At 71.1% G+C, this 24,418-nt stretch carries 23 protein-coding genes and 1 pseudogene; 15 read left to right on the top strand and 9 right to left on the bottom strand.

The features are described from left to right. Positions 1-193: 193 nt before the first annotated feature. Positions 194-1,312: pseudogene (locus ACGFIO_RS17260) on the bottom strand (SAM-dependent methyltransferase); the annotation flags it as partial. A 139-nt stretch (positions 1,313-1,451) separates the two neighbouring features. Between ACGFIO_RS17260 and ACGFIO_RS17255 the strand changes: the two are divergent. From ACGFIO_RS17255 to panD, 3 genes are read left to right on the top strand one after another with little or no spacing between them, the layout of a single operon-like run. Next, positions 1,452-2,312 carry a Rossmann-like and DUF2520 domain-containing protein gene (locus ACGFIO_RS17255; protein WP_392827236.1) on the top strand — a complete coding sequence of 287 codons (861 nt, stop codon included), beginning with the start codon at positions 1,452-1,454 and terminating at the stop codon, positions 2,310-2,312. A 29-nt stretch (positions 2,313-2,341) separates the two neighbouring features. Then, positions 2,342-3,172 carry a pantoate--beta-alanine ligase gene (gene panC / locus ACGFIO_RS17250; RefSeq protein ID WP_392827235.1) on the top strand — a complete coding sequence of 277 codons (831 nt, stop codon included), beginning with the start codon at positions 2,342-2,344 and terminating at the stop codon, positions 3,170-3,172. Beyond that, positions 3,172-3,567 carry an aspartate 1-decarboxylase gene (gene panD, locus ACGFIO_RS17245; protein WP_392827234.1) on the top strand — a complete coding sequence of 132 codons (396 nt, stop codon included), beginning with the start codon at positions 3,172-3,174 and terminating at the stop codon, positions 3,565-3,567. The genes panC and panD overlap by 1 nt, the downstream gene beginning before the upstream one ends. On the opposite strand, the gene ACGFIO_RS17240 is transcribed toward panD, so the two are convergent. Next, positions 3,564-5,210: an L-aspartate oxidase gene (locus ACGFIO_RS17240; protein WP_392827233.1), complete on the bottom strand. Its 1,647-nt coding sequence runs from the start codon at positions 5,208-5,210 to the stop codon at positions 3,564-3,566. The two genes, panD and ACGFIO_RS17240, sit on opposite strands and share 4 nt — an antisense overlap. Positions 5,211-5,257: 47 nt before the next feature. Further along, positions 5,258-6,157 carry a septum formation family protein gene (locus ACGFIO_RS17235; RefSeq protein WP_392827232.1) on the bottom strand — a complete coding sequence of 300 codons (900 nt, stop codon included), beginning with the start codon at positions 6,155-6,157 and terminating at the stop codon, positions 5,258-5,260. A gap of 358 nt (positions 6,158-6,515) precedes the next feature. On the opposite strand from ACGFIO_RS17235, the gene nadC reads away from it, so the two are divergent. From nadC to ACGFIO_RS17210, 5 genes are all read left to right on the top strand, one after another. Further along, positions 6,516-7,382, top strand: coding sequence for a carboxylating nicotinate-nucleotide diphosphorylase (nadC, locus tag ACGFIO_RS17230; RefSeq protein WP_392827231.1), 867 nt, complete (start codon positions 6,516-6,518; stop codon positions 7,380-7,382). Between the two features lie 91 nt (positions 7,383-7,473). After that, positions 7,474-8,232, top strand: coding sequence for a type III pantothenate kinase (locus ACGFIO_RS17225; RefSeq protein WP_392827230.1), 759 nt, complete (start codon positions 7,474-7,476; stop codon positions 8,230-8,232). A 25-nt stretch (positions 8,233-8,257) separates the two neighbouring features. Continuing rightward, positions 8,258-9,766, top strand: coding sequence for a lysine--tRNA ligase (gene lysS, locus ACGFIO_RS17220; protein WP_392827229.1), 1,509 nt, complete (start codon positions 8,258-8,260; stop codon positions 9,764-9,766). Positions 9,767-9,890: 124 nt separating this feature from the next. Further along, the gene (locus ACGFIO_RS17215; RefSeq protein WP_392827228.1) at positions 9,891-10,247 is read left to right on the top strand and encodes an Lsr2 family protein; all 357 of its coding nucleotides are present in this window, start codon (positions 9,891-9,893) and stop codon (positions 10,245-10,247) included. 366 nt (positions 10,248-10,613) lie between these two features. Then, complete coding sequence (locus ACGFIO_RS17210) at positions 10,614-13,145, top strand: ATP-dependent Clp protease ATP-binding subunit (protein WP_392827227.1); 2,532 nt, start codon at positions 10,614-10,616, stop codon at positions 13,143-13,145. A 27-nt stretch (positions 13,146-13,172) separates the two neighbouring features. Here the strand turns inward: ACGFIO_RS17210 and ACGFIO_RS17205 are convergent, their stop codons facing one another. Further along, on the bottom strand, positions 13,173-14,072 hold the full coding sequence (locus tag ACGFIO_RS17205) for an A/G-specific adenine glycosylase (protein ID WP_392827226.1): 900 nt from the start codon (positions 14,070-14,072) through the stop codon (positions 13,173-13,175). A 21-nt stretch (positions 14,073-14,093) separates the two neighbouring features. Here ACGFIO_RS17205 and ACGFIO_RS17200 point away from each other — a divergent pair, with 21 nt between their 5' ends. From ACGFIO_RS17200 to ACGFIO_RS17185, 4 genes are all read left to right on the top strand, one after another. Further along, positions 14,094-14,606, top strand: a complete 513-nt coding sequence (locus tag ACGFIO_RS17200; RefSeq protein WP_392827225.1) for a glycine cleavage system protein R — start codon at positions 14,094-14,096, stop codon at positions 14,604-14,606. After that, positions 14,603-15,154, top strand: a complete 552-nt coding sequence (locus tag ACGFIO_RS17195) for a peptide deformylase (RefSeq protein WP_392827224.1) — start codon at positions 14,603-14,605, stop codon at positions 15,152-15,154. The genes ACGFIO_RS17200 and ACGFIO_RS17195 overlap by 4 nt, the downstream gene beginning before the upstream one ends. Positions 15,155-15,225: 71 nt before the next feature. Further along, the gene (locus tag ACGFIO_RS17190) at positions 15,226-15,966 is read left to right on the top strand and encodes an adhesin (protein WP_392827223.1); all 741 of its coding nucleotides are present in this window, start codon (positions 15,226-15,228) and stop codon (positions 15,964-15,966) included. Between the two features lie 43 nt (positions 15,967-16,009). Further along, entirely contained in the window at positions 16,010-16,729 is a 720-nt protein-coding gene (locus ACGFIO_RS17185; protein WP_392827222.1) for a class I SAM-dependent DNA methyltransferase, read from the top strand. 217 nt (positions 16,730-16,946) lie between these two features. Here ACGFIO_RS17185 and ACGFIO_RS17180 read toward each other — a convergent pair whose 3' ends face one another. Further along, positions 16,947-17,573 (bottom strand): NADPH-dependent F420 reductase, encoded by a 627-nt coding sequence (locus ACGFIO_RS17180; protein ID WP_392827221.1) that lies wholly within the window; start codon positions 17,571-17,573, stop codon positions 16,947-16,949. Between the two features lie 84 nt (positions 17,574-17,657). Between ACGFIO_RS17180 and ACGFIO_RS17175 the strand changes: the two genes are divergently transcribed. Further along, the gene (locus tag ACGFIO_RS17175) at positions 17,658-18,038 is read left to right on the top strand and encodes a winged helix-turn-helix transcriptional regulator (RefSeq protein WP_392827220.1); all 381 of its coding nucleotides are present in this window, start codon (positions 17,658-17,660) and stop codon (positions 18,036-18,038) included. Here ACGFIO_RS17175 and disA read toward each other — a convergent pair. The 4 genes from disA to ACGFIO_RS17155 form a co-directional block, all read right to left on the bottom strand. Further along, positions 18,029-19,216 carry a DNA integrity scanning diadenylate cyclase DisA gene (gene disA / locus ACGFIO_RS17170; RefSeq protein ID WP_392827219.1) on the bottom strand — a complete coding sequence of 396 codons (1,188 nt, stop codon included), beginning with the start codon at positions 19,214-19,216 and terminating at the stop codon, positions 18,029-18,031. The genes ACGFIO_RS17175 and disA overlap by 10 nt on opposite strands. 86 nt (positions 19,217-19,302) lie before the next feature. After that, on the bottom strand, positions 19,303-20,703 hold the full coding sequence (gene radA / locus ACGFIO_RS17165) for a DNA repair protein RadA (protein ID WP_392827218.1): 1,401 nt from the start codon (positions 20,701-20,703) through the stop codon (positions 19,303-19,305). 132 nt (positions 20,704-20,835) lie between these two features. Beyond that, positions 20,836-21,585 carry a hypothetical protein gene (locus ACGFIO_RS17160; protein ID WP_392827217.1) on the bottom strand — a complete coding sequence of 250 codons (750 nt, stop codon included), beginning with the start codon at positions 21,583-21,585 and terminating at the stop codon, positions 20,836-20,838. Positions 21,586-21,683: 98 nt separating this feature from the next. Then, positions 21,684-22,511 carry a UbiA family prenyltransferase gene (locus tag ACGFIO_RS17155; RefSeq protein ID WP_392827216.1) on the bottom strand — a complete coding sequence of 276 codons (828 nt, stop codon included), beginning with the start codon at positions 22,509-22,511 and terminating at the stop codon, positions 21,684-21,686. A gap of 46 nt (positions 22,512-22,557) precedes the next feature. On the opposite strand from ACGFIO_RS17155, the gene ACGFIO_RS17150 reads away from it, so the two are divergent. Both ACGFIO_RS17150 and ACGFIO_RS17145 read left to right on the top strand, forming a co-directional pair. Next, positions 22,558-23,265, top strand: a complete 708-nt coding sequence (locus ACGFIO_RS17150) for a methyltransferase domain-containing protein (RefSeq protein WP_392827215.1) — start codon at positions 22,558-22,560, stop codon at positions 23,263-23,265. Then, positions 23,262-24,416 carry an acyl-CoA dehydrogenase family protein gene (locus ACGFIO_RS17145; protein ID WP_392827214.1) on the top strand — a complete coding sequence of 385 codons (1,155 nt, stop codon included), beginning with the start codon at positions 23,262-23,264 and terminating at the stop codon, positions 24,414-24,416. The genes ACGFIO_RS17150 and ACGFIO_RS17145 overlap by 4 nt, the downstream gene beginning before the upstream one ends. The last annotated feature ends 2 nt before the right edge of the window (positions 24,417-24,418 follow it).

Here is a 24,418-nt window from a genome sequence, read left to right as displayed (position 1 = left end):
TCACTCACCCGAGCATCGTGCCACGCGCGCTTTCGCTCAGCCCGACCGACTGCAGCAGCCTCTCGTGCTCGGTTTCACCCGGCCCGCTTTCGCCCGGCCCGCTTTCGCCCGGCCCGCTTTCGCTCAGCCCCGCCGGCTGCAGCAGCCTCTCGCGCTCGGTTTCGCCCGGCCCGCTTTTACCCGGCCCGCTTTCGCTCAGCCCGACCCACTGCAGCAGCCACCAGTGCCCGCCCAGCCCGTCCGGATCGGTCAGCTCGCCCGCCGCCCCCGCCCCGCTCAACGCCCGCAGATAAGCCGCCGGGTCGCTGCGGGCCAGGTCCAGCGGTGGTCGCGCGCCGTCGACCCCCAACGCTCGGAGGGCCTCCCGCTGACTGATCAGGGTGTACGGGTGACCGCCCGCGACCGCCACCGCATCCATGGCGACATGTGCCGTGACATCGCACGACCCATCCGGCACCGGCACCACCTGCCGCCCGCCCCGGAACCCGGTCAACGTCCCCGGCCGCGGCCGGTCGTCCCTCAGGTGCCCATAGTCGACCGCCAGAGCGAGGCCCCTCCGTAGCCGGCTCACCGCGTCCCGCCAGGCCGAATCCCGGCTCGAACCAATCTCGACCCGCTCACCGCCCCCGGCCGGCCACCACTGCTCGCACCACCGCCGATCCGCGCCCTCAAGCAGCGGCCCCAGCTGTTCCGCCCCCGTAAGCGGGTCGACCAGCACCCGCCGAGGCTCCCCGTCGCCGTCCACCTCGGCCACGTCGATCGGCACGTTGTCCAGCCATTCCGTGGCCAGCATCAGCCCGGTCACCTGGTCGGGCAGTTGCTCTCGCCACTCGACCCGCCCGTCCAGCCCCGCGGGCCGGCTCGCCTTTTCCACCGCGACCAGCCGCACCCGTTCCCCCAGCGGCCGCATCACCCTGCCCGATTCGCCGTTTTTGTCCGCGTCGGCCGCCACCTCCCCCACCCCGTGCACTGGGTGGGCCGAAACGTAGCGGCCGGCGGCGACATTTTCCGTCGGCTGTCCACAGGCAGACGTTTCTGTCGGCTGTCCACAGGCTTCCACCGAGCGCCGCCCCCGCGCCCTGTCGCCCTCCAGCGCCTCGAGCAGGGCCACAAGCAGCTCACCCCGCCCCGCGCCGACATCCACCACGTCGAGCACCGGCGGATGCCCGAGCGCCTCGTCAACCCGCCCGATCAGCCGAGCCACCGCCCCGGCGAACAACGGCGACGCGTGCACGCTGGTCCGAAAGTGCCCACCCGGCCCGTCGCCGTCCCGTACAAAGAATCCGTCCGGTCCATAGAGCGCCGCCTCCATCGCCGCGCGCCAGCCCACCCCGTTCACCACGCCACCGTACGGGACCGGTGCGGTTGGCCACATCCATTGTTTCCGGGCCGTGAAACGGGCGCATACTGGCTCGGACCGGTACCCCTGTGAATGAGGACTGGATCTACAGATGAAGACTGAACCGCTGGTCATCGGCGTGGTCGGCGCCGGCCGTGTGGGCGCCGTGCTGGGCGCCGCGTTGCGTGCGGCCGGGCATGACGTGGCCGCCACCGCCGCCGTGTCGGCTGCCTCGCTCGAGCGCGCCGCGCGCCTGTTGCCCGGCGTGCCGGTGCTTCCGGCCGACGAGGTCGCCCGGGCCGCACGTGACCTCCTGCTGCTGGCTGTGCCCGACGACGCCCTCCGCGCGGTGGTCGCCGGCCTGGCCGAGACGGGCGCCCTGTCCCAGACGCGCATGGTCGCGCACACGTCCGGTGCGCACGGCGTGGCCGTTCTCGGTGACGTGACCGGTCTGGCCCTGCATCCGGCGATGACCTTCACCGGCGAGCCGGGGGATCTGGAACGGCTGCCCGGCATCGCCTGGGGAGTCACCGCCGACGATCGCGGCTTCGCGACGCGCCTGGTCGCCGACCTGGGTGGCGTCCCGGAATGGATCGCCGAGGCCGAGCGGCCCCGCTATCACGCGGCGCTCGCGCACGGCGCCAACCACCTGGTCACGCTGGTCAACGAGGCGGCCGCGATCCTGCGGGCGGCCGGCGTCGAGCAGCCGGCCACGGTGCTGCGCCCGCTGCTGACCGCCGCCCTCGACAATGCGCTGCGCCTGGGTGACGCCGCACTGACCGGTCCGGTTTCCCGCGGCGACGCCGGCACGGTTCGCCGCCACCTGGCGAGCGTCCCGGCCGAGTCGCTGCCGGCCTATCTGGCGCTGGCCCGCCGCACCGCCGATCGGGCGATCGCCTCGGGTCGCCTGCGCACCCAGGACGCCACCCACCTGCTGGACGTGCTGTCCCACCTGACGGAAGCCGTCCGATGACCGGGCGGGCTCGACCGGACGGGGCCGCGATGACCGAGCTGGTCGAGACCAAGTTGGGGCTGCAGGCGGTCCGCAAAGCGATGCCGGGCACGGTGGCCGTGGTGCTGACCATGGGAGCGCTGCACGACGGGCATCGGGAGCTCATGCGGGCCGCCCGCGCCCACGCCGACCGGCTGATCGTGACCATCTTCGTGAACCCCCTGCAGTTCGGGCCGAACGAGGATTTCGACCGCTACCCGCGTACCCTCGAAAAAGATCTCGAGGTTTGTGCCGCCGAGGGCGCCGACGTGGTGTTCGCGCCGAGCGTCGACGAGATGTATCCGGGTGGTCTGCCGGCCGTGCGGGTCGAGGCGGGCCGGCTGGGCGAGATCTTCGAGGGTGCGAGCCGGCCCGGGCACTTCACCGGCGTGCTCACCGTCGTCTGCAAGCTGCTCCAGTTGACCCGGGCCGACCTGACGTTCTTCGGCGAGAAGGACTTCCAGCAGGTCGCGCTGGTCCGGCGGATGGTCCGTGACCTCGACCTCCCGGTCGACGTGCGGGTGGTGCCGACGGTGCGCGAGCCGGACGGCCTGGCCCGGTCGAGCCGCAACCGCTACCTGTCGGAGGCCGAGCGCGAGGCCGCCCTCACGCTGTCCCGGGCCCTCCGGGCCGGTGCGGCGCAGGCCACTGCCGAGGGTGCGCTGTCGACCGCTCGCAAGATCCTCGAGGGGGGTACGGGTGTGCGGCTCGATTATCTGGCCCTGACCGATCCCTTGCTCGGCCCGGCTCCGGAGTCCGGCCCCGCCCGCCTGCTCGTGGCGGCCAGGGTCGGGCGTACCCGTCTGATCGACAACGTCCCGCTGGACCTGGAAGGCCCCTGATGCAACGCACGATGCTCAAGTCCAAGATCCACCGCGCCACTGTCACCCAGGCTGACCTGCACTACGTCGGCTCCGTCACCGTCGACGAGGACCTGCTCGACGCGGCCGACCTGCTGCCCGGCGAGAAGGTCGCGATCGTCGACGTGACCAACGGCGCCCGGCTCGAGACCTACACGATCGCCGGTGAGCGTGGCTCCGGCGTGCTCGGCATCAACGGCGCCGCCGCGCATCTGGTGCACCCCGGCGACCTGGTCATCCTCATCGCGTACGGCCAGATGGACGACGCCGAGGCCCGCTCCTACCAGCCCCGCGTCGTCCACGTGGACGCCGACAACAAGATCCTCGCCCGCGACACCGACCCCACCAGCGCTGCTGTCGGCGTGCCCGGCGTCTAGGGCATTTCCTCGAAGGTCTGGGCCAGCTGCCCGCGGGCGTCGATCGCGTCCAGCAGATGCCCGCGCCACTCGTCGGCGGCGTTCGGGTAGTCCTCCCGCCAGTGGCAGCCACGCGTCTCCAGGCGCGTGGCGGCCGACGCGACCAGCGCTGACGCGACAGTGAGCAGGTTCGTCGACTCCCAGGCGGCATTGCGCGGGCGGGAGCGCTCGGCGCCCAGCCGGGACAGCTCACCGGCCGTCGCCGCCAGCGAATCGGCCGACCGCAGCACCCCGGCGCCCCGGGTCATCGCCCGCTGCAGGTCGGGCCGGGCCGCGTCCGGTATCACCCACGACTCGGCCCTCGACGACACCGGGTCGCCCTGGGCCGGCAGGTCGCGGGCGATGTCGTCGGCGATCCGCCGCGCGAACACCAGCCCCTCCAACAGCGAGTTGCTGGCCAGCCGGTTCGCGCCGTGCACGCCCGTGCAGGCCACCTCGCCGCAGGCGTAGAGCCCGTCGATGCTGCTGCGGCCGTGCAGATCCGTCCGTACGCCGCCGGAGGCGTAATGCGCGGCCGGCGCCACCGGGATCAGCTCGGTGGCCGGGTCGACGCCGGCCGCCCGGGTCGACGCCACGATCGTCGGGAAGCGGTGCTCCAGGAAGTCCTTGCCCAGGTGCCGGGCGTCCAGATAGACGTGGTCGGCCCCGGTGGCGCGCAGCACCCGGTGGATGCCCTTGGCCACGACGTCGCGAGGCGCCAGCTCGGCCAGCTCGTGCTGCCCGACCATGAACCGCTTGCCGGTCTCGTCGACCAGGTGCGCCCCCTCGCCCCGCAACGCCTCGGAGATCAGCGGGCGCTGCACCGAGTTGACGCTCGCGGTCACGAACGACGTCGGGTGGAACTGCACGAACTCCACATCGGTGACCGAGGCGCCGGCGCGCAGGGCCAGGGCCACCCCGTCGCCGGTGGAGACGGACGGGTTCGTCGTCGACGCGTACACCTGACCCATGCCACCGGTGGCCAGCACCACCGCCCGGGCCAGGATCGCGCCGACGCCGTCGTCCGAGCCCTCACCGAGTACGTGCAGGGTGATGCCGCAGGCCCGCCCGTTCGGGGTACGCAGCAGGTCGAGGACCAGCGCGTGCTCGACCAGCCGGATCCACGGGTCGCGGTGCACCGCCTCGTGCAACGCCCGCTGCACCTCGGCCCCGGTGGCGTCACCGCCCGCGTGCACGATCCGGTCGGCCCGGTGCCCGCCCTCCCGGGTCAGCATCAGCGTCCCGTCGGGATGCCGGTCGAACGCCGCGCCGAGACGCATCAGTTCGCGTACCCGGGCGGGCCCCTCCTCGACCAGCACCCGGACCGCACGCGGGTCGCACAGCCCGACCCCCGCGATCTCGGTGTCGAAGGCGTGCGCCTCCGGCGTGTCGAGCGGATCCAGCACCGCCGCGATGCCGCCCTGGGCCCAGCGCGTCGACCCGTCATCGATGTTGACCTTGGTGACCACGGTGACGTGCAGGCCCTGCTCCCGCAGGTGCAACGCGGCGGTGAGCCCGGCCACGCCGGACCCGACCACCACGACGTCGGTGGTCTCGGTCCAGCCCGGCTCCGGGGCGGCCAGACGACGGGGCAATGCGGGGAGATCCATCCGCTCAGTGTTCATCGGGCGGACGCGAGTTTCGACACTCGGGGCGCGAATAGTGCGCTGAGTTACTTGTACTGGACCGGCAGTTCCTTGATCCCCACACCCTTGAGCGACTTGGTCAGCTCGGCGCCGTCCAGCCACATGTAGCAGCGCACCCCATGATCACCGAGCCGCCACACGTCCTCGCCGCCCGGCAGCGACACCACGCCGGTCCGATACTGCAGGTCGGCGTCGTCCGGCACCTTGGCGAAGGAGGCGATCAGCTTCCGGCACCCCTCGTGGAACTTCGCCCACTGCTTGTCATCCTTGGGATAGTCCAGGTCATCCGCATCCCAGACCCCCACGAACTCGGCGTTGTGCCGGGCCCCGCAACTGGCCGCCGGCATCGTGCTGATCGCCCCGTTCGAGTCCAGCTGGATCGCATAGCACCCGAGCAGCAGATCCGAGCCGCTCGCCTTCAACGCGTCCTTGACCGTGCCGAGCCGCATGACCAGCCCGCCGTCGTCCTCGATTGAACTGATCTCCAGCACCTCGCACCGGAACCAGCGGGCGCCACCGGTCCAGGCCGCCGGCGAGGGGTGCGTGACCCCGATCCAGAACCGCCCCGTACGCCACGGCGCTGCCACATAGGCGCTGGTCTTGGCGTCGCACGTCTGGTACGCCCCGCGCGCCGCCGCCGAGTCGTCGGCCGGCGGCGCGGCGGCCTGGGCGGCCGGATCCGCGTACTTGCCGACGAAAACGGTCTCGGTCCGGTGCTTGAGATCGCAGTCGACCTCCTCGTAGGCCGCGCGCGTGCCCACATTCGAGAAGTTGGCCAGGTGACAGGCCCCCGGCTCCGGCGTGAATCCGGTCGGCGCCTGAATCGCACCCCACCCGTCGGTCAGGTCGCCGTCCACCCCACCGGGGTTCCCGCAGCCGGCCAGCACCAGAAGCAGCGCACCGGCCACCCACCCCCGAAACCGCACCGAGCCTCCCGATCGATGTCCGTTTTGTCGATCATAGGCAGATCGTTGATGCAGGTCCCGGTGTTCCAGCCATTTCCCCGCCGCCTCCCACCGCCCCGACCATCAGCGGTAGCGCCGGGCGGCGCGCGGCGGGCAGTTGCCGTCAGGTCCTACCACCGGGCGCGGCCCCTACCGTTGCCGTCCGCGGTGGTAGCTGGGGCCTGGACACCGCCCACCCCTACCACCGAAAAAATCCGCCCGCGCCCCGCTGGACCGCCCCCACCCCAGCACCGGGTGGGGCCCGAACATAGCGCGCGATCCTGGCGATCCTGTGACCTGTCCACAGTCCTGTGGATAGCGCCCCACCCCCAATGGTTAAGTGGTGATCGTGAGCAGAACCGGCCTGGATGTGGCTTCCGTGGAGCGAATCGTCCGGACGGCGCTGGACGAGGATCTGGGTACCCCGCCACGGGACGTCACGAGCGAGGCGACCATCCCCGCCGACCAGACCGACACCGCCGACCTGGTCGCCCGCGCCCCGGGGGTGGTGGCCGGCCTGACCGTCGCGGCTCAGGTCTTCGCGGTCACCTCGGGTGGCCGGGCCACGTTCGAGCAGCGGGTGGCCGACGGCGCGGCGGTGGTCAGGGGCGATGTGCTGGCGACGGTCAGCGGGCCGACCCGGGCGTTGTTGACCGCCGAGCGCACCGCTCTCAATCTGCTCTGCCGGATGTCGGGGGTGGCCACCCACGCGCGGCGCTGGGCGGATGTGCTGGCCGGGACCAAGGCGACCGTTCTGGACACCCGGAAGACCACGCCGGGGTTGCGCGAGCTGGAGAAGTACGCGGTCCGGGCCGGTGGGGGCACGAACAAACGGATGGGCCTGTACGACGTGGCCATGATCAAGGACAACCACAAGCTGGCGGCGGGCAGCATTACCGCGGCCTATGAGCGGGTGCGTGCGGCGTTTCCCGACGTGCCGGTGCAGGTCGAGGTGACGACCGTGGACGAGGCGGTCGAGGCGGTGGCGGCGGGGGCCGACTTTCTGCTGTGCGACAACATGCGGCCGGGGTTGTTGCGGGAGGTGGTCGAGCGGGTGGGGGACCGGGCTGAGCTGGAGGCCACGGGGAACCTGACCTTGGAGACGGCCGCTGAGTACGCCGCCACGGGGGTCGACTATCTGTCGGTGGGCGGGCTGACCCACTCGTCGCCGATCATGGACATCGCGATGGACTTGAGAGCTCGCTGAGCGTCCTCCGGCACTGGGTCAGACCGGATCTGCGGTTGTGGGGCCCGCCCGGCGTACCCGCCGAATGGGTTTGCGGTGAACAATCGGGACCGTGCTGCTTTGTATCGACATCGGGAACACCAATACCGTGCTGGCCACCTTCGACGGCGACAAGCTGGTGCACAACTGGCGGATCAAGACGGACGCGCGGTCGACCGCGGACGAGCTCGGGCTGATGTTCCGCGGGCTGCTGGCGGGGGACGCGGTCGAGGTGTCCGGCGTGGCCGCCTGTTCGACGGTGCCGGCGGCGCTGCGGAGTCTGCGCGGGATGCTGGCGCGGCACTACGGTGACCTGCCCAACGTGGTGGTCGAGCCGGGCGTCAAGACGGGCGTGCAGCTGGCCATCGACAATCCGAAGGAGGTGGGCGCCGACCGGGTGGTCAACACGCTCGCCGCGCACGCGTTGTACGGCGGGCCGTCGATCGTCGTGGACTTCGGCACCACCACCAACTTCGATGTGATCAGCGCCAAGGGCGAGTTCCTGGGCGGGGCGTTCGCGCCGGGCATCGAGATCTCGTTCGACGCGCTGGCCGCCCGGGCCGCCCAGTTGCGCAAGGTGGAGCCGGCCCGGCCGCGGTCGGTGATCGGCAAGAACACCGTCGAGTGTCTGCAGTCGGGGATGTATTTCGGCTTCGCGGGGCAGGTGGACCGAATCGTCGAGCGGATGACCGAGGAGCTGGGCTCGGTACGCGCGGTGATCGCCACCGGCGGGCTGGCGCCGCTGGTGAAGGACGAGTGCCGGACGATCACCGCGTACGAGCCGATGATCACGCTGATCGGGCTGCGGATGGTATATGAGCGGAACGTCTGAGGCGGGCTGAGTAGGCTTCTTCGACGTGACGCAGCAGAACGCCCCAGATTTCGACCCGGCCGAGGACCTTCCCGAGCAGATGAAAGTCCGCCGGGCCAAGCGTGACCGGATGCTGACCGAGGGCATCGCCCCCTATCCGGTCAACGTCGCGCGTACCGCCACCATGGGCGAGATCCGGGAGAAGTACGCCGACCTGCCCACCGACACCCCGAGCGGCGACACGGCCTCGGTCGCGGGCCGGGTGATCTTCATCCGGAACGGCGGCAAACTGTGCTTCGCGACGCTGCGTGACGGCGACGGCGTGGAGCTGCAGGCGATGCTGTCGCTGGACAAGGTCGGTGAGGAGTCGCTGGCCCGGTGGAAGTCGGTGGTCGACCTGGGTGATCTGGTGTCGGTCACCGGTGAGGTGATCACCAGCCGCCGCGGTGAGCTTTCGGTGCTGGCCGATTCGTGGGCGATGAGTGCCAAGGCGCTGCGTCCGCTTCCGGTCGCGCACAAGCCGCTTTCCGAGGAGACCCGGGTACGCCAGCGCTATGTCGATCTGATCGTCCGGCCGCAGGCCCGTGAGGTGGTACGGACGCGGGCGACAGTGGTCCGGAGTCTTCGGGAGTCGCTGTTCCAGCGCAATTATCTCGAAGTGGAAACGCCGATGTTGCAGTTGCTGCACGGCGGCGCCACTGCTCGCCCATTTGTGACGCACAGCAACGCGCTCGACATAGATCTGTATCTGCGCATCGCCCCGGAACTTTTCTTGAAGCGGGCCGCGGTCGGCGGGATCGAGCGGGTCTTCGAGATCAACCGGAACTTCCGAAATGAAGGGATGGACAGCAGTCACTCCCCGGAGTTCGCGATGCTCGAGGCGTACCAGGCCTATGCCGACTACAACGTGATGGCCGAGCAGGTGCGCGAGTGGATTCAGGAGGCCGCCGTCGCGGTGTCCGGCTCCACCTCGGTGACCCACTACGACGGCACCGAACTGGATCTCGGCGGCGAGTGGCCGAAGGTGACGCTGTTCGGGTCGCTGTCCGCCGCGCTGGGGGAGGAGGTGACCGTCGAGACCGATCTGGATCGGCTGCGGGCGTACGCCGACAAGGTCGAACTGGCCGTCGACCCGAAGTGGAGCGCGGGCAAGCTCGCCGAGGAACTGTTCGAGCACCTCGTGGTGCCGTCGTTGCGGGCGCCGACGTTCGTCCTCGACTACCCGGAAGAGACGGCGCCGCTGACCAGGCAGCATCGGGAGGTCCCGGGGCTGACCGAGAAGTGGGACCTCTACGTCCTCGGTTTCGAGCTCGGCACCGCCTATTCCGAGCTGGTCGACCCGGTGGTGCAGCGGGAACGGCTCACCGCACAGTCGCTGCTGGCCGCCGGTGGCGACGCCGAGGCGATGCGGCTGGACGAGGATTTCCTGCGCGCGATGGAGTACGGAATGCCCCCGTCCGGCGGCATGGGAATGGGAATCGACCGGCTGCTGATGGCGCTCACCGGCTTGGGTATTCGGGAAACCATCCTGTTTCCGTTGACCCGGCCGGAGTGAAGCCGGAAGTGAGTGGCGAAGATAAATCTGCCACCCTCCATTGACGTGCTGCGGATGCGACAAGTTATCGTTCAGCTGATAAAGCGCGGGGAGCACCGCGCGGTGCTCGGAAGGATAACGGCGCGTGGCCAAGCAGATCATTCACAAGCTGGTCGATGACCTCGACGGCGGTGACGCCGACGAGACGGTCAAGTTCGCCCTCGACGGCATTCAGTACGAGATCGACCTGTCCGGCAAGAACGCCGGGAAATTGCGCGACCTGTTCGCACCCTATGTCGGGGCCGGGAGCAAGGTCGCGCGCGGCGGTGTCGTGGTCGGTGGGCGGGCTGCCCGGGGCCGTGGCGGCGCGACAGCCGACCGGGAGCAGAACAAGGCGATCCGGGAGTGGGCGAAGAAGAGCGGCAAGGACATCTCCGACCGGGGGCGTATCCCGCAGGAGATCGTGGACGAGTTCCACGCGAAGGGCCCGGGCCGGAGCTGATCGCCTCCCAAAGGTGTGGACGAGGGTCCGTGGCGCGACCGGCGCCGCGGACCCTCGCGCTTTTCGCCCCGCCTCCGGCCCGGGTGCGTACGGTTATCCACAGGGGTGGACAACGTTGTCCACAGGCTGTGGACAACTAGCGATCTCGTCCTGATTTCGCTGTGCGCGTAGTCCATCGGGGTGGGGAACACCTGGTTGGCGTGCGAAGTTGGGGAGAACATCGTCGTCAGGAGTCCCACCCGGGCCGGTGAGCCCCCAGCGGACGCACCCGGCGGCGATAGAGTTACAGCGCGGGCATCACCGATGTCCGTGCGCTGGCCCCGCCAGTTTCAACATTGGCGCACGGCACGTGAGGAGCACGAGGGCATGTTCGAGCGGTTCACCGACCGAGCGCGACGGGTTGTCGTCCTGGCCCAAGAAGAGGCCCGGATGCTCAACCACAACTACATCGGGACAGAGCACATCCTGCTCGGCCTGATCCACGAGGGCGAGGGTGTCGCCGCCAAGGCTCTGGAGAGCCTCGGCATCTCCCTCGAAGGGGTCCGGCAGCAGGTCGAGGAGATCATCGGCCAGGGTCAGCAGGCGCCGAGCGGGCACATCCCGTTCACGCCGCGCGCCAAGAAGGTGCTGGAGCTCTCGCTGCGCGAGGCGCTTCAGCTGGGCCACAACTACATCGGGACAGAGCACATCCTGCTCGGCCTGATCCGTGAGGGCGAGGGCGTCGCCGCCCAGGTGCTGGTCAAGCTCGGCGCCGACCTCAACCGGGTCCGCCAGCAGGTCATCCAGCTGCTCTCCGGCTACCAGGGCAAGGAGCCGGCCGCGGCCGGTGCCGCCGCCGGTGAGGCCGCGCCGTCCACGTCGCTGGTCCTCGACCAGTTCGGGCGCAACCTGACCCAGGCCGCCCGCGAGGGCAAGCTCGACCCGGTCATCGGGCGCGAAAAGGAAATCGAGCGGGTCATGCAGGTGCTGTCCCGCCGCACCAAGAACAACCCGGTGCTGATCGGCGAGCCGGGCGTCGGCAAGACCGCCGTCGTCGAGGGCCTGTCCCAGTCGATCGTCAAGGGCGAGGTGCCCGAGACGCTCAAGGACAAGCAGCTCTACACGCTCGACCTGGGCGCGCTGGTCGCCGGTTCCCGCTACCGCGGTGACTTCGAGGAGCGCCTCAAGAAGGTGCTCAAGGAGATCCGCACCCGGGGCGACATCATCCTGTTCATCGACGAGATCCACACTCTGGTCGGCGCCGGTGCCGCCGAGGGCGCGATCGACGCCGCGTCGATCCTCAAGCCGATGCTGGCCCGTGGCGAGCTGCAGACCATCGGCGCCACGACGCTGGACGAATACCGCAAGCACCTGGAAAAGGACGCCGCTCTCGAGCGCCGCTTCCAGCCGATCCAGGTGGGTGAGCCGTCGCTGGCCCACACCATCGAGATCCTCAAGGGCCTGCGCGACCGTTACGAGGCGCACCACCGGATCAGCATCACCGACGCCGCCCTGGTGGCCGCGGCGACGCTGGCCGACCGGTACATCTCCGACCGCTTCCTGCCGGACAAGGCGATCGACCTGATCGACGAGGCCGGCGCCCGGATGCGCATCCGCCGGATGACCGCGCCGCCAGACCTGCGCGACTTCGACGAGCGCATCGCCCAGGTACGCCGCGACAAGGAGTCCGCGATCGACGCGCAGGACTTCGAGCGTGCCGCCCAGCTGCGCGACAAGGAGAAGCAGCTCCTCGGTCAGAAGGCGCAGCGGGAAAAGGAATGGAAGGCCGGCGACCTCGACGTCGTGTCCGAGGTCGACGACGAGCAGATCGCCGAGGTCCTGGGCAACTGGACCGGCATCCCGGTCTACAAGCTGACCGAGGAAGAGACCTCCCGGCTGCTCCGCATGGAAGATGAGCTGCACAAGCGGGTCATCGGCCAGGAGGACGCGGTCCAGGCGGTGTCCAAGGCGATCCGGCGGACCCGGGCCGGTCTGAAGGACCCGAAGCGCCCGTCCGGCTCGTTCATCTTCGCCGGCCCGTCCGGTGTCGGTAAGACCGAGCTGTCCAAGGCGCTGGCCGAGTTCCTCTTCGGCTCCGAGGACGCGCTGATCCAGCTGGACATGTCCGAGTTCCACGACCGCTACACGGTGTCCCGTCTGGTCGGTGCCCCTCCCGGCTATGTCGGCTACGACGAGGGTGGCCAGCTGACCGAAAAGGTTCGCCGCAAGCCGTTCTCCGTGGTCCTCTTCGACGAGATCGAAAAGGCCCACCCGGACGTCTTCAACACCCTCCTGCAGATCCTGGAGGACGGCCGCCTCACCGACGGTCAGGGCCGCATCGTCGACTTCAAGAACACGGTGATCATCCTGACCACCAACCTCGGTACGCGGGACGTGGCCAAGGCCGTGTCGCTCGGCTTCCAGGCCTCCGAGGCCGAGGAGTCGAACTACGAGCGGATGAAGCAGAAGGTCAACGACGAGCTGAAGAACCACTTCCGCCCCGAGTTCCTCAACCGCATCGACGACACGATCGTCTTCCACCAGCTCCGCCAGAACGAGATCCTGCAGATCGTCGACATCTTCGTGGCGCGCATCGAGACCCAGCTCAAGAACAAGGACATGGGCCTCGAGCTGACCGACAACGCGAAGAAGTACCTGGCCAACAAGGGCTTCGACCCGGTGCTGGGTGCCCGGCCGCTGCGCCGCACCATCCAGCGCGATCTGGAGGACACGCTGTCCGAGCAGATCCTCTTCAACGAGCTGCGCCCCGGCCAGATCGTGGTGGTGGACTGCGAGGGCGACCCGGCGAACGTCGAGAAGAGCAAGCTGACGTTCACCGGCGCCGACCGCGGTTCCAGCGTTCCGGACGCGGTGCCGGCCGACCTCGGCGCGGGTACCGCCGAGGGTGCGACCGAGTAAGTACGTCTGAGTGACGGCCCGGCGGGGTTACCCGCCGGGCCGTTCCGTGTCCCCGGCAAGGTCGCCGGCCAGCGCGAAGGAGTCGCCGGAACGGGGCTCGACCAGGCCGTCCGAGACCAGGGCGGCCAGGGCGCGGGCGCGCTGGACGTCGTCGCCCCAGACCACGTCGATGCGCGGGCGGGGGACCGGGCCGGTGGCGTGGCGCAGCACCTCGAGGATGAGGCCGCGGACCTGGCGGTCGGTGCCCGCGTAGGTCTGGGGTTTCCGGCTTGGTCCGTCGGGCAGCTTCTGGCCCGAGGCGCGCCACAGGCAGACATTCTCCAACGGGCAAACAAGACATTTGGGATTCCGGGCCACGCAGACCAGCGCGCCCAGCTCCATGAAAGCGATGGAGGCGCGAGCGGCGCGTGGAGGATCCGAGGGCAGCAGATCGGTCATGGCGACCAGGTCGGCCGCGGTGGTGGCGGGACCGGCATCCGGCTGGCCCTCCACCACCCGGGCCACGACCCGGCGCACGTTGGTGTCCACGACCGGGTGACGTTGCCCGAAGGCGAAGGTCGCCACCGCCCGCGCCGTGTACGTCCCGATCCCCGGCAGCGCCAGCAACTCGTCCAGATCCGAGGGCACGTCGCCGTTGTGCTTCGCGACCATCGCGACCGCGCACGCGTGCAGGCGCATGGCCCGCCGCGGATATCCCAGCCGCCCCCACATCCGGATCGCCTCCGACGGCGGGTCCGCGGCCAGCGCGGACGGCGTCGGCCAGCGCGTCATCCAGGAACGCCAGGCCGGCTCGACCCGGACCACCGGCGTCTGCTGCAGCATCACCTCACTGACCATCACCCCCCACGGCGTGGTGTCCGGCTGCCGCCAGGGCAGATCGCGGGCGTTGGCTTCGTACCAGGCGATGGCGTTGTCAGCGAGCGTCATAGCGCCCCCTACTGTAGGGCTGTGCACGAGCTCGCCATCACCGTGATCGGCCCGGACCGCACCGGGATCGTCGCCGACGTCGCCGAGGCGCTGGCCGGGGTCGGCGCCAACCTCGCCGACTCCACCATGACCCGGCTGCGCGGCCACTTCGCGATGACCCTGATCTGCACGGGTCCGGCCGCCGGGGCGGTAGAGAAGGCGCTCGAGCCGCTCACCGCCGACGGGCGCCTGGTGGCCATCGTGCGCGCCGTACAACAGGAAGCCGACGCGACCCCACACGGCGAACCGTTCCTGGTCAGCGTGCACGGCGCCGACCGCCTCGGCATCGTCGCCGCCGTCACCCGGGTCGTCGCCGCGGCCGGCGGCAACATCACCGACCTGACCAGCCGGCTGACCGGCCCGCTGTACGTGATCGTGGCCGAGGTCGACCTCGGCCCGGACCGCGCCGACGTGCTGGCCGCCCAGCTGGCCGTGGCCGCCGCCGAGCTGGGCGTGGACGTGACGCTGCGGCGCGCCGAGTCGGAGATCCTGTGAGTCCGGACCTGCTCGACTGGAAGCCGGACCTGCTCGGCGTCGAGGGCCGGGTCCGCCCGGTCGTCACCGCCCCGGCCCCCGTGCTCAGCACCACCGGCGAGGACGTCGACCCGGCCGACCCCGAGGTCGTGCAGCTGGCCGCCGACCTGGTCGCCACCATGCGGGTGTCGCCCGGCTGTGTGGGGCTGGCCGCGCCGCAGCTCGGGGTGAGCGCGCAGGTCTTCGTCGTCGACGTCACCCAGCATCCCAAGACGGTGACCACGCACGGCACGTTCGTGCTGTGCAACGCCAAGGTGGTCGAGGCCAGCCGCTGGCGGCCGGGCCGGGAGGGCTGCATGTCGGTGCCCGACCTGACCGGTGACGTGAAGCGGGCCGGCCGGGTGGTCGTCGAGGGTGCGCTGCCGGGCTCGGGCGACCCGGTCAGCCTGGCCACCGACGCGTTCGAGGCGCGCGCCCTGCAGCACGAGATCGACCACTGCGGAGGGAAACTCTTCCTCGATCGGGTGGCCGGCGCGCATGCGATCTACCAGCGCAAAGTCTACCTATAAGCGAAGCACCGTCGCGTCCCTCGGCGCGTCGCGGCGATTGGTGCTCCGGCGCGGCGTACGGTGAGGCCATCATGCGATCGACGGTCGGTCCCCTTTCTCCCGCCGTTTACTGGCGGCGCCGGGTCGTGGTGCTGGGAGCACTGCTGCTCGTCGGCATCCTGCTCTTCGTCTCGTGCGGCGGTAACGACGCCGACACCAAGCGTGGCGCAGGTAAGGGCACTTCAGGCTCCCAGGCACCGACCCCGGCCCCCGACGACTCGGACAGCGCCGAGCCGGAGCCCTCGTTCGGCGACGACAAGCCCAACGAGCCGGCCCTGCCCGACCCCGACCAGCTCCAGTCGGGCACTCCGGCCGTCCCCAACCCGTCCTCGGGCAACGGCACCGGCACCAACAACAACGTGGACGCGCCGACCAACGGATCCTGCGCCGACCAGGCGATCGCGCTGACCCCGCTGCCCGCCGCGACCACCGTCAAGTCCGGCACCCCGCTGACCATTCGCATCAAGATCAGAAACACGTCGCCCACCGCCTGTACGCGCGACCTCGGCGCCGGCGCCCAGGAGCTCTACCTCGACCAGGGCGCCCACAAATTCTGGTCGTCGGACACGTGCAGCGCCGACCGCTCCACCAACCCGACGAAGATGCAGCCCGGCATGGACTACCACTTCTCGATCACCTGGAACGGTCACCAGGCCAACAAGTGCTCGGCCGCGCTGCCCACCGGCCCGGCCCTGCCGCCCGGCCAGTACCAGCTCCGCGCCCGCCTCGACCGCAAGATCAGCGAGCCGGTCGCGGTCACCGTCACCGCCTGAAACTCGCTCGCGTCACCCGGGCGGAGCGTGTGAAGCTCCGCCTATGACGTCGCAGTTGTGGGACAGCTTCCGCGCCGAAGGCTACGACGAGGGCACCGATCTGGTGCCTCCCGACGCTGCCGTCGACTTCCTGGCCGCGCTCGCTCCCGGCGGTCGCGCCGTCGAGTTCGCCATCGGCACCGGCCGGGTCGGTCTGCCCTTGAGCCGGCGTGGCATCGAGGTGGCCGGCATCGACACCTCCACCGCCATGCTCGCCCACCTGCGGGCCAAGCCCGGCGCCGACCAGATCACCATCGTCGAGGGCGACATGTCCGCCGACCGTGCCCCCGGCCAGTTCGACCTGGCCTACCTGGTCTTCAACACCATCACCAACCTGCTCACCCAGCCGGCCCAGGTCGCCTGCTTCGCCAACGCGGCCCGCCACCTGCGCCCCGGCGGCAGCTTCGTGATCGAGTGCTACGTCCCCGCGCTGCGTCTGCTCCCGCCCGGCGCGGTCGCCGTCCCGTTCGCCGTCGAGGACGAGTACGCCGGCTTCGACACGTACGACCTCCTCACCCAGCGCCAGACCTCGCACCATTTCACCGTCACCGAGGGCCGCTCGCGCGTCGTCCACTCCGAGCACCGCTACGCCTGGCCGGCCGAGATGGACCTCATGGCGCAACTGGCCGGCCTCCACCTGACCGAGCGCTGGGCCGACTGGTCGCGGTCCCTGTTCACCGCCGACAGCCCGTCCCACATCTCCGTCTGGCAAAAACCCCTTTGACGGGTACGCCACTCTGAAGTCCCCAATGCCGAAGCGACCTCCCTGCCGCTCAAGGCCGTAACGCCCGCATCCGGCCCAAGACGCCGGTCCTTCCAGCCCTCCCCCGACGATCCCCCGAGCTCGACAAGCCCCCAGTGGTAGCCCCGAGCGGTTTCCGCGCCGCGGTTACCGCCCTGGGCTACCACTGCGTCGCGCCGTAGTAGGCGGAACGGGGCGGTTACGGTTGCGGGAGGGCGGGGATCGCCGACTGCGGGTCGACGCCGGCGAACGCGAGAGCGATGACGAAGCCGGCCACCTCCTCCAGCTGGCGGGCCCGGTCCAGCCCGCCGAGCACGGACGGAACGCCGCCGAGGTCACGGACGAGCGACCCCACCACCTCGAGCGCCCGCGGGTCGTCGCCGCACATTGCCACCGCCGACGGCGACGGGCTCGACGTGGTCCACCGCGTCGACGGGAAGAGGTTCAGCGCCTTGACGACGTGGGCGCCCGGCGCGAGCTCGGCCACCCGGTGGGCGATCGCACGCCCGGGCTCGGTCCGCAGCACGCCGTACCCGTGATCGACCGCATTGGTCGGATCGATCAGAGGCTTGCCGGCGAGCGACCCCGCCGCTGCCCCGGCCGCCGCGAGGATGTCGGCGATGCCCTCCCAGTGCACGCTGAGCAGGACGGCGTCGCAGCCTTCGCCGATTTCGGACAGCGGCCGGGCCTGGGCGCCGGACGCTTGAGCGGCGGCCTTCGCCCGCTCGGGTGAGCGGCCACCGACGATGACGTCATGTCCGGCCCGGGTCCAGCCGGTGGCGAGCGCGGTGGCGAAGGTCGCGGTACCGAGGATTCCAATTCGCATGACGTCGAACCTAGGAACGCCGAGGCGCACCGATCAGCTCGTCACGCACCATCGGGTGCGCGTCGCCCGTGCCATCATGGCCGGATGTCCCACGACACCGCCGCCGACTGTTTCGATCTGGTGGCCGACTGCCGGATCCGGATGGCGACGGACCTGTTCACGCACGCCTGGGACCCGGTGATCGTGGCCGCTCTCACCGCCGGCCGGCAACGCCGCCGCGCCCTCCGGGCCAACATCGGCGGCATCAGTGACAAGGCTCTCACCGAGGCCCTGCACCGGCTCTCGTCCAACGGCCTGATCGAACGCACCTGGTTCCCGCAGGCCCCGCCTCGCGTCGACTATGCGCTGACGCCGCTCGGCCAGACCTTCGCCGACGGGCCGATGCGGGCGCTCGCCGACTGGGTCACCAAGTACGGCGACGAACTCTTCGAGGCCCAGGAACGTAACGAGCCGGCTCAGACGTAGCGCTCGAGGATGGAGGCCTCGGCGAGGCGGGACAGGCCCTCGCGGACTCCTCGGGCGCGGGCGTCGCCCACCCCGTCGACGGCTTGCAGGTCTTCGACTGTGGCGCCGAGCAGGCGTTGCAGGCTGCCGAAGTGGCCGACCAGGCGGTCGACGATCGGCGTGGGCAGCCGCGGCACCTTGGCCAGCAAACGGAAACCGCGCGGACTGACTGCCGCGTCCAGTGCGTCGCTGGCTCCGGCGTACCCGATCGCCTTGGCCACCGCGACCAGGTCGATCATCTCGGTCGCGGTCAGCAGGTCGAGCTCGACCAGCGCTTCGTCGAGCGTGCGGGCCTTGCGGCCGGTCGGCAGGTAGTCGCGGATGACCAGGGTGCGGTCGGAGTCGACGCCGGCCATCAGCTCGTCGAGCTGGAGGGCGAGCAGGCGGCCGTCGGTGCCCAGCTCGACCACGTAACCGGAGATCTCGTCGGCGATGCGGCGGACCATCTCGAGGCGCTGCACCACGGCGACCGCGTCGCGCACGGTGACCAGGTCTTCGATCTCCAGGGCGGACAGTGTGCCGGAGACCTCGTCGAGGCGGAGCTTGTAGCGTTCCAGCGTGGCCAGGGCCTGGTTGGCCCGGGACAGGATGGCGGCCGAGTCGTCGAGGACGTGGCGCTGGCCGTTCACATAGAGCCCGATGATGCGCATCGATTGGCTGACCGAGATGACCGGGAAGCCGGACTGCTTGGCGACCCGCTCGGCGGTGCGGTGCCGGGTGCCGGACTCTTCGGACGGGATCGACGGGTCGGGCATCAGGTGCACCGCGGCGCGGACGATGCGGGTGCCGTCGCTGGACAGGACCACCGCGCCGTCCATCTTGCACAGCTCGCGGAGCCGGGTCGCGGAGAACTCGACGTCGAGCGGGAAGCCGCCGGTGCAGATGCTGTCGACGACCGCGTCGTGTCCGAGAACTATCAGGGCGCCGGTGCGGCCGCGGAGGATCCGCTCGAGCCCGTCGCGCAGCGCGGTGCCGGGCGCCATCAACGCGAGATTGGCTCGTAACGGGTCGGCGCTGACGCCGCCGCCGGTCAGGCCGGGCGGTGTGGGAACGATCCCACGGGACGACGAACCGTTCACGCCCGGGCGCGGCACGTTGCTGGGCACGGCGGGCTTCGAAGGATCGCGGTCGAGCGGCACCGGTACATTCTACGGACTGTCAACCAGGTCAACGAGGCGCGGTGCGAGGAATGCTCCGTAGCGTGATGATCGGTGACCTTGCGTGATCAGGAAGCCGAGAGGCTGGCCGCCGATCGCAACGCTGTGCGCAGGTCACCGACCTCGATGACGTCCATGCCGCGGGGCGCGTCGCCACTGCAGCCGGGCGGCACGAGCGCCGACTTGAAACCGAGCCGGGCCGCCTCGGCCAGCCGCCGCCCGACCGCGCCGACCCGGCGGATCTCGCCGGTCAGCCCGACCTCGCCGATGGCGGCCAGATGCGGGGCCATGGCCAGGTCAAGGCCACCGGACGCGACCGCCAGGGCCATGGCCAGGTCGGCCGACGGCTCGACCAGCCGGATGCCGCCGACGGTGGCCGCGAACACCTCGCGGTTGTAGAGCTTCAACTGTTTGGTCCGGCGTTCCAGCACGGCCAGCACCATGGCCAGCCGGGCACCGTCGAGCCCGGACACGGTCCGCCGCGGCGAACCCTGCACCTCGGCCCCGATCAACGCCTGCACTTCGGTCACCAGCGCCCGCCGGCCTTCCATGGCGACCGTCACACAGGTGCCCGGCACCGGCTCCTGATAGCGGGTCAGGAACAACCCCGACGGATCGGGCAGGCTGGTGATGCCGCCCTCGTGCATCTCGAAGCAGCCCACCTCGTCGGCCGCGCCGAAGCGGTTCTTCACACCGCGCACCAACCGCAGCGCGGAATGCTTGTCGCCCTCGAAGTGGAGCACCACGTCGACCAGGTGCTCGAGGACCCGTGGGCCGGCGACCTGTCCGTCTTTGGTCACATGGCCGACGAGCACGGTGGCGATCCCGCGTTCCTTGGCGACGGCCACGACAGCCGCGGTGACGGCACGCACCTGGGTCACGCCGCCGGGCACGCCCTCCTGGCCGGGGGTGGAGATCGTCTGCACCGAGTCGAGCACGAGCAGCCCCGGCTTGACCGCGTCGAGGTGCCCGAGCACGGCGTCGAGCGCACTCTCGGACGCCAGGAAGAGCCGCTCGTGCAGGGCGCCGAGCCGCTCGGCCCGCAGCCGGACCTGGCTCACCGACTCTTCACCGCTGACCACGAGGGACGGTGTGCTCGCGTTGACCGCCCACTGCTGGGCCACGTCGAGCAGCAGCGTGGACTTGCCCACGCCCGGCTCGCCGGCCAGCAGCACCACCGCGCCGGGCACCAGCCCGCCGCCGAGCACCCGGTCGAGCTCGCTGACGCCGGTCGGCACCGCTTTGGCCGGGGCCGCGCTGATCTGCGAGATGGGGCGGGCCGGCTCGGACGGCATCCGGGAGCTGACCACCCGGCCGGACACCAGCGGACCGGTCACCGTGGACTCGATGACCGAACCCCATTCGTTGCACTCGGGGCAGCGGCCGACCCACTTGGGCGGCTGGTGCCCACACGCGTCGCAGACGAAGGCCGGCTTGGGCGCCTTGGTGGCGGCGCGGGATGACGTCACGGAGCAAAGCTATCGGCCGGGTACGACAAACCCGGAAGCCCGCCGGCCGAACCGCACGCCGGAAAGCGGCGAAGGGCGAGCCGGGGAACGGCGAGCCGGGGAACTGGCCGCCGGGAGTGGAAGCCGGGCGGGTTACTCGCCGCCCTCGGGCTCCTCGTTCTCGGCCGGGTCGGCGGAGCCACGCGGGGCGGCGGACATCGGAACCCCGACCGGAGCCTGGAGTTCGAGCGGCTGCGCGCCGTTGCTGAACTCGAAGACCAGGTTGATCGCCTGGCCGTTGGTCACCTTGCTGGTGATGCCGGTGGCCAGGAGCTGGGACGAGTCGCCGGGCATGAAGGACGCCGAGCCCATCGCGCCGATGGTGATGCGGGCCGGCTGCAGCTGCGGCGTGTTTCCGGGTGCGGGCGGCGGCACCGCGGGACCACCGGAGGCGCTGCCGGACGGGACATTGTCGGGGGTTTCGGTGTCGGGAGAGGCCGGCGGGCGGCTGCCGGACGGCTCGGCGGCGGCGCTGGCCGAAGCGGCACCGGGGCCGCCGGTGATGCCGATCTGGCCGGCCGCGACCGCGCCCTGACTCGGCGCCGCGCCGGACAGCGGCCGGCTGCTGATCGTGACCACGACCTGCTCCGTCGTCTGGTTGAACAGCGCGACCTCGAGCGGAACGGGCGTGCCGGGGGCGTACCCCTCGACGCCGTTGTAGACCGCCTGCAGGTTGCGCACCACGACGCTGTTGTTGGAGTTGCTCGCGTTGACCCCGGAGTTGGACGGCTTCTTCATCGCCGTCTCGGCGACCTGGCCGGCGCTGCAGCCGGTCAGCGCGAGGGCGGCGACCGTGGCCGAACCCGCGACCAGCGCGGTAACACGGCGACCAGTGAAGCGCATCGTTCAGCCTCCAACAACAAGGACAGCGGAAAGCGGCAGGGAAAGGCTGAGGGCCAGCCTAGAGGTCGCTGATCGGGCGCGTGCGGCGACCCGGGCAATCAGCGCACGGGCCCACTGAAGATCAGCAGCAGCACGTCGATCAGGGCCACCAGGATCACCGCCCGGAACATCGCCACCGCGCGTCCCTGTGCGCGGCGGGCGGCGTACCAGCCCAGGGGAAGGACCACGACGGCGGCCGCACCGGCGGCCAGGCCGGCCCACGACGGCGGCCCGGACGGCCCGAGGACCAGCGCGAGCGTCGCACCCAGCAGGAGCACCGCGGCGGCGATGGACGAACCGGTCGGGCCCAGCCGGTGCGGCAGCCCACGCACCCCGGTCGCGGCGTCGTCGGCCAGGTCGGGCAGCACGTTGGCGAAGTGCGCGCCCCCGCCGAGCAGCGCACCGGCCGCGACCAGCCACAGCGGAGGCGCGGGGTGGCCGGGCAGCGCCACCACGACGAAGGCCGGCAACAGCCCGAACGCCACCAGGTAGGGCACGATCGAGAAGGCGGTCGATTTCAGCGGCCAGTCGTAGAGCAGCGCGAACACCCCGACCAGGGTGATGCAGACGGTCGCGGCCGGGCCGAAGGGCAGCCCCAGCACGGGGATGACGAGCGAGGAGATCAAACCCGCGAGCCCGACGGTACGGCGGGAGACCGCGCCCCGCGCCACCGGCTTGTCGACGCGTCCGGCGGCCCGGTCCCGGTCGGCGTCGAGCCAGTCGTTGACCCAGCCGACCGAGAGTTGGGTGGCGCCGACCGCGGCCGCCACGCCGAGGATCGCCCAGCCCCGATGGCCGGCGCCGACCGCCAGCAGGGTCATCGCCAGTGTCACGGCTCCGCCCGGTTCGGGGTGGGAGGATCGGAGCAGGGCAAGGGTGCGGGACATGTCTGCAGTGTGGTGCTTGTTCCGGTGTCGTGCCACGCTCGATTACATGCGGCGACGCAATGACCCCGGACAGTACGACGACCTGGTCGGTGAGTGGTGGCGGCCCGGCGGCACCTTTGAGCTGCTGCACTGGCTCGCGGCGGCGCGGGCTGCCCTCGTACCCTCGGCATCTCGAAAAAGGGCCGTGCTCCTGGACGCCGGGTGCGGCGGTGGCCTGCTCGCCCCGCACGTGGCGCGGCTCGGCTATCGGCACGTCGGCGTCGATGTCGGGCGAACCAGCCTGGCCCAGTCCGTCCGGCGTGGCATCCGCCCGGTCGGCGGCGATGTCACAGCGCTGCCGCTGGCCACGTCCTGTGCCGACGTCGTTGTCGCCGGCGAGATCCTCGAACACGTCACCGACCTGCCCGGAGCCGTCGCCGAGCTGAGCCGGGTGCTGCGGCCGGGCGGCCTGATCGTGCTCGACACGCTGAACGCGACCGCGGTGAGCCGGTTCGTCACGGTCACCGCGGCCGAGCGCCTCGGCATCGCCCCGCGCGGCCTGCACGATCCGGCGCTGTTCGTCCGGCCCCGGCGGCTGATTGAAGAGTTCCGTCACCAAGGGGTTGATCTGCGGGTCAGGGGTATCCGTCCGACCATGACGGGGCTGACGCGCTGGCTGTTCCGGTGGCCGCCGACCGGTGGCGGCCCGCTCGGTCGCATCGTGCCCACGTTCACCACGGCCGTCCTGTTCCAGGGCAGGGGGCGGAAGTCATGATCGAGGAGGCCCGGCGGCTGGCGCCCCGGTTCGCGGCCCGTGCCGCCGGTCACGACCGGGACGGCAGTTTCCCCACCGACGACTTCGCCGACCTGCGACGCTCGGGGCTGTTCGGGTTGATGGCGCCGGTCCGGCTGGGCGGTTCGGGGGCCGGCTTCGGCGCGTACGCGGCGATCGCCTACGAGCTGGCCCGCGGCAACGGCGCCACCGCGCTGATCTTCAACATGCACGCCTCGGTGACCGGCGCCCTGGCCGGCGTCACCGACGAACTGGCCGATGCGCTCGGCCTGCCCGCCGAGGCCCTGACCGCCCGCGACGACTACCTGCGGGCGGCGGCCGAGGGCCGGTGGTACGCGGTGGCGATGAGCGAGCGGGGCGCCGGCTCCCGGCTGTCCCAGCTCACCACCAGCTACCAGAAGGTGGACGGCGGCTACCGCATCGTGGGCAGCAAGACGTTCTGCTCGGGAGCCGGGCACGCCGGCGGCTACCTGGTCGCCGCCCGCAGCACCGAAGACCCGACCCAGGTCAGCCAGTTCATCGTCCCGCCCGGCGACGGCGTACGGGTGGAGCAGACCTGGGACGCCCTGGGCATGCGGGCCACCGGCTCGCACGACCTGCACCTGGACGTGACAGTGCCGACCGGCGCGCTGCTCGGCGGCGTCGAGGGCCTGGCCCTGGTGGTGGCCCAGCTCGCCCCGCAGTGGATGGTGGCCAGCTACGCCGCCGTCTACGTCGGGGTGGCCCGGGCCGCCGTCGACGCCGCCGTCGAGCACGTCAACCGGCGCGAGCTGGGGCATCTGCCGGCCGTACGGGCCCGCATCGGCCGGGCCGACGCCCAGGTTGCGGCGGCCCACCTGGCCGTCATGGAGGCCGCGGGCCGGGTCGACGAGGCGCCCGGCGACGCCGAGACCAACCGCTGGGTGTGGCGGGCCAAGCTGCTCGCCGGCACCACCGCGGCCGAGGTGGCGGCCTCGATGCTGGAGGCGGCCGGCACCTCGGCGATGCGGCGCGGGAATCCGCTCGAACGGCTCTACCGCGACGCCCGCGCCGGCTCCCTGCAGCCGGCCACCTCGGACGTGTGCGCGGACTGGCTGGGCGTGGACGCGCTCGGCGGCGATCCCGACTCGGAAGGGTCGGCGCCACGCTGGTAGGA

The organism is Actinoplanes sp. NPDC049265, assembly GCF_043197135.1.
GTDB lineage: Bacteria > Actinomycetota > Actinomycetes > Mycobacteriales > Micromonosporaceae > Actinoplanes.
The sequence above is the reverse complement of the archived record's forward strand: the minus strand, read 5'-3'. Positions and strand labels throughout refer to the sequence as shown.